Annotated in this window: 5 protein-coding genes; 1 reads left to right on the top strand and 4 read right to left on the bottom strand. The window is 69.0% G+C overall.

Annotated features, from left to right (window positions below; translation table 11 throughout):
* Nucleotides 1-499: 499 nt before the first annotated feature.
* From FNH08_RS45290 to FNH08_RS45305, 4 genes are all read right to left on the bottom strand, one after another.
* Nucleotides 500-1,423 carry an RNA polymerase sigma-70 factor gene (locus FNH08_RS45290; RefSeq protein WP_322726488.1) on the bottom strand — a complete coding sequence of 308 codons (924 nt, stop codon included), beginning with the start codon at nucleotides 1,421-1,423 and terminating at the stop codon, nucleotides 500-502.
* Nucleotides 1,420-2,343, bottom strand: a complete 924-nt coding sequence (locus FNH08_RS45295) for an NAD-dependent epimerase/dehydratase family protein (protein ID WP_228034775.1) — start codon at nucleotides 2,341-2,343, stop codon at nucleotides 1,420-1,422. Before FNH08_RS45295 ends, FNH08_RS45290 begins: the two co-directional genes overlap by 4 nt.
* Nucleotides 2,344-2,373: 30 nt before the next feature.
* On the bottom strand, nucleotides 2,374-2,757 hold the full coding sequence (locus FNH08_RS45300) for a DoxX family protein (RefSeq protein WP_152777405.1): 384 nt from the start codon (nucleotides 2,755-2,757) through the stop codon (nucleotides 2,374-2,376).
* A gap of 213 nt (nucleotides 2,758-2,970) precedes the next feature.
* The gene (locus FNH08_RS45305) at nucleotides 2,971-3,369 is read right to left on the bottom strand and encodes a hypothetical protein (protein WP_152777407.1); all 399 of its coding nucleotides are present in this window, start codon (nucleotides 3,367-3,369) and stop codon (nucleotides 2,971-2,973) included.
* Between the two features lie 121 nt (nucleotides 3,370-3,490).
* Between FNH08_RS45305 and FNH08_RS45310 the strand changes: the two genes are divergently transcribed.
* Nucleotides 3,491-4,432, top strand: a complete 942-nt coding sequence (locus FNH08_RS45310; RefSeq protein WP_152777409.1) for a LysR family transcriptional regulator — start codon at nucleotides 3,491-3,493, stop codon at nucleotides 4,430-4,432.
* Nucleotides 4,433-4,507 lie beyond the last annotated feature (75 nt).

Below are 4,507 nucleotides of genomic sequence, written 5' to 3' on the forward strand. Positions count from 1 at the left end.
GGGGTTCGCGGGGCCGGCGGCCGACATGGCGCAGACGGCCAGAACCACTGCGACGGTGACGCGCGCCCAATGTGTGACTCGCCATCGACTTTTCATGAGCATGACAACCTCTCTCCTGGGTCACTCACGGTGGAGTCGACGGCGCCCGTCCGCAGCTGGCGCCGGGAACTCCGGGGAAGTTAAACCGTTTACACGGTGGGGATGGAAGCACCGTGATGGGTACGCGTCAAGGTTGACGGAGTACCGGCCTGGATGACGGCCACCGCGAGCCATCTGATCAGGTCATGGCCCTGACGAACGAAGTTCGGCGTCTACCGGCCCCTTTCACCTGCCTGACTGCTCGCGCAACCAACGAACGAAAACGGTTACAGACAAGTCCGGGACGCAGGAGTCCTGCCGAGGTCCTGCGCGCCGTACACATCGGGAACATCGTCGTCCGCGACTCGGTCCGCCGACAACCAGCGGGATGACGTCCTTGAGGTGCTGTCGGCTGTCGCGGCTATCGCGTGGGGCGGTGTGCCTGTCTCAGTTCGCGGTCGACTGCCCAGGCGTCCGCCACCGGGCCCACGTGCCCGAGCTTGTCGGGGTTGATCACCGAGCGGATCGTCCGGATCCGCCCGTCGAGTATGTCGAGCGCCAGGGCGTGGAGCACCTGGCCGTCCCGGTCGCGGAAGATCGCGCCCGGCTGGCCGTTGACCTCGTGCGGCTCGAACGTCACGTCGATCCGGGCCATCCGGGGGAAGACCGAGGCAAGAAGCCGGGCCACCTTCTCGGCGCCCATGACCGCCCTGGCCAGCTGCGGGGCCTTGCCGCCACCGTCACCGACCATCGACACGTCGGCCGCAAGCAGGTCCTGCAGGCCCACGACGTCGCCTTCGCGGAGGGCGTCGAAGAACCGGGACGCCAGTTCCTCCCGCTCTGTGCGGTCCGCCTCGAAGCGGGGCCGGCCGGCGGCCATGTGGCGCCGCGCCCGCACCGCCAGCTGACGGCACGCCGCCTCCGAGCGCCCCACCGCCGACGCGACCTCGGGAAAGCCGAAGTCGAACACCTCCCGCAGCACGAAGACCGCTCGCTCGAGCGGGCTGAGGCGCTCGAGCAGCAACAGGGCCGCCATCGACACCGAGTCGGCCAGCTCCGCCGACCGCGCCGGATCCTCATAGGGGTCGGCGAGCAGCGGCTCGGGGAACCACGGCCCGACGTACTCCTCCCGCCGGACGCGGGCCGAGCGCAGCACGTCGATCGAGATCCGGGTCACCGCGGCCGAGAGGAAGGCCTTGACCGACCTGGGCTCGGTCGGGGATGCCTCGAAGCGCAGCCAGGTCTCCTGGACGGCGTCCTCGGCCTCGCTCACGCTGCCGAGGATCCGGTAGGCGATCGAGAACAGCAGCGGCCGCAGCTCCAGGAACTCCTCTGTCCTGCTCACGCCGACTCCTCCTTGAAGCCCTGGCGCCACGAGGGGTAGCGCGGTTGCCAGCCGAGTTCCCGCTTGGCCTTGGCGTTGGAGAAGCCACGACCCTCGGTCATCATGCCCACCGCCATCTCGCCTGCCAGCAGCCGGGCCAGCCACGTGGGGACGCGCCGCGGCGTTTTGGCCCCCACACACTCCGCGAGATGGGGAAGCCACTCGCTGACCGGGGCCGGCTCGTCATCGACGATGTTGAACACGCCCTTTGCCTGCCGCTCCACCGCCAGAACGGTCGCGCTCGCCGCGTCGTCCACATGCACCCACGACAAGTAGCCGGTGCCACCCCCGACCAGCGGGAACATCCGCTTGCGCACCATCTTGACCTGATCGTCGTTGGCGCCGGGCCCGTAGAACGCCCCGTAGCGCAGGACCGTACCACCAGCCCTGACGACCACGTCCTCGAGATGACTGATCGCCTTCGTCCCCTCCACCACCTCCAGCGGGTCCTCCTCGCTCTTGACCCAGCCGCCCTCGCGGAGTCCATTGAAGCTGGCGTGGCCCTGCGCGACGACGTGGGAGACGCCCGTCGCCTCGGCCGCGGCCAGCAGGTGGTCGATCCCCTCGCTGCGGAGCCGGTTGGTGGTGGCGAAGAAGCGGTCGGCCTTCCTCAGGTTGGGCTTGCCGGCGTGCGCTTCCGAAAGGCCCGTCATCTGATTCACGATCGCGTCCGGCCCGGCGGCGGCCACTGCCTCACCGACCGACAGCGCGTCCAGCCCGTCCATCACGACCCCTTCGGCACCCAGCTGCCTCAACAGATCCAGCTTGGCCGGACTCGTCGTTGTAGCCGTCACCTGATGCCCCCGCGCCACGAGTTGCGGCACCAGGCGCCGTCCCAGGACCCCGCTCCCGCCTGCCACGAAAACCTGCATGATCATCATCCTCCGTGATCGACAATCGGTTGGCGCTGGTCAGCCGGTGAAGGACTCGGGGCCGAAACGGCCCCACGCGAGGAAGGCGGCCAGGGCGAGATAGACCAGGTTCAGCATCACCAGTGTGGATTCGCCGCGTCGCCCGTGGGTGACCATCGCGCCGACCATCAGCAGGACCCAGCAAACCGCGGTCACCGGCACCAGAGCCGGTGCGATGTCGAGCACGGCGGGCAGGATCAAGCCCAGCGCGGCCAGGAGCTCGAGGACGCCGAGGGTCTTGACGAAGGTGACGCCGACGTCACCGGTCCATCCCCCACCATCCACCGCGGCCAGTCTCTCCTTGGGCACGAATGTCTTGGTGATACCGCCGGCCAGGGCTACCGCGGTCAGCAGTCCCGCGGTGATCCACAGTGCGAGGTTCATGATCCACTCCCGATCGAGGATTGCCTGATTGCCTGCACCTCCTACGACGAGACAGCAACCCCGCCTGTGACATCCCGAGCACCCGGGCCAAGGGGGGACAGGTCGAGGCCCGCGCCGGTGGTGGCGCGGGCCTCTCATTCCGCTGGTACATCCAGTTCCCGTGGGACATCCGGTTCCCGTGGGACATCCGGTTCCCGCGCGGAACGTCCGGCTCTACTCGTTCAGGGACAGACCGAGCAGGCGGGTGTTGTCCGGGATGCCGTGAGACTCGTTCTTGTCGAACGACAGGTCCCACACCCGCTCTCCGGTCTGGAGGTGCAAGGATCCGCTGTTGTTCGCGGTGTGGATCTCCCGGAGCTTGAACTGGTCGTCCTCGTTGGTGGCCCGGCCCGAACCGCTCCAGCAGACGCTGGTGTCGGCGTCCGGGTCGCCACCGGTGTCGTAGTCGAGCACCGCGGCGCCGTCGGGTGCCTGTGCGCATACCGGCCACCGGTCGACACTCTGCGGCTGCTGGGCCGCGGCGCCGGCCGGCGCCGCGGTCGCGCCGAGGGCACCAACGGCGGCCACGGCCAGAAGAGCGGCGGACGTCTTGCGGCGAATGGCGAATGCCATATGCGAGTTACTCCCACAAATGAATCGGGGGGATCGGTCGACATCGAGTCTTGCGCGATCCCCGATGCCGGGGGAATGCTTTTTTGATCGAACCCCACGGTGCATTGATAGCCTCGCGCCTATGACTGCATCGGGGGATGGCGCGAGGTATCCGAGCATTCAGCAATTACAACTGTTCCTGCTCCTCTCCCAGGAGCTGCACTTCGGCCGCGCCGCCCGGCGCGCCTTCATGGCCCAGCCGACGTTCTCCCGCCACATCACCGCCCTGGAGGAGCGGTTGGGCATCGGCCTGGTGGACCGCACGACCCGCAGAGTCGCGTTGAGCACCGCCGGCCGAGCGCTCCTGGGGCAGGTCCGGTCCGTGGTGGACGCGGCCGATGACCTGCGCCGCGAGGCCGAGTCCCGGGCCAACGCGGTGGTCGGCCGGATCGTGATCGGGTCCTTCGAGGCGATCGCCTCGATGGACCCGATACCGGCCGTCATGGAACAACTGCGCGGAACGCTGCCGCGGTTGGAGGTGGAGGTGCTGCGCACCGGCTTCGACTCCCCCGCCGCGCTCCTGCGCGGTGAGGTCGACGCGGCGTTCATGTTCCTGCCCGTCCCCGACGGCCTCCAGACCCTTTCACTGGCCCGTGGGACGCGCTGCGCGGCGATGTCCCACGGCAACACCCTCGCCGACAAGGGCCCGTTGACCCTCGCCGACCTCGGCGACCAGCCCCACGTCGGCTGGTCGGAGCAGGTCCCGAAGGTGTACCGGGACTTCTGGGCGGTCGATCCGCGACCGGACGGCAGACCAGTGCGGTACAGCCCCCACACGGTCATCGACTACGAGAGTGCTCTGCCCCTGATCGCCATGGGGGAAGGCATCCAGTTCCCACCGGAAGCCGCTCGGTGGCTCTACCCGCGCCCCGGCGTGTCGTACGTCGACGTCACCGACCTGGAGCCGTGGACCGCCGCGCTGGCATGGCTGCCCGCACGACGCGACGAGCCGATCGTCGCCGCCCTACGGCACGCCACCCGAGAGGTCCTGCGCCGGCGTCCATCCCGTCCTCACGGTCGGTAGACACCGGCTGGGTCTCCCCGGCGCAGCCGATCGCCTCCGGGCACAACCACCGCGGGCCCCTGGATCATCCGATCC

This window comes from Streptomyces spongiae (assembly GCF_009377185.1).
GTDB classification, from domain to species: Bacteria; Actinomycetota; Actinomycetes; order Streptomycetales; family Streptomycetaceae; genus Streptomyces; species Streptomyces spongiae.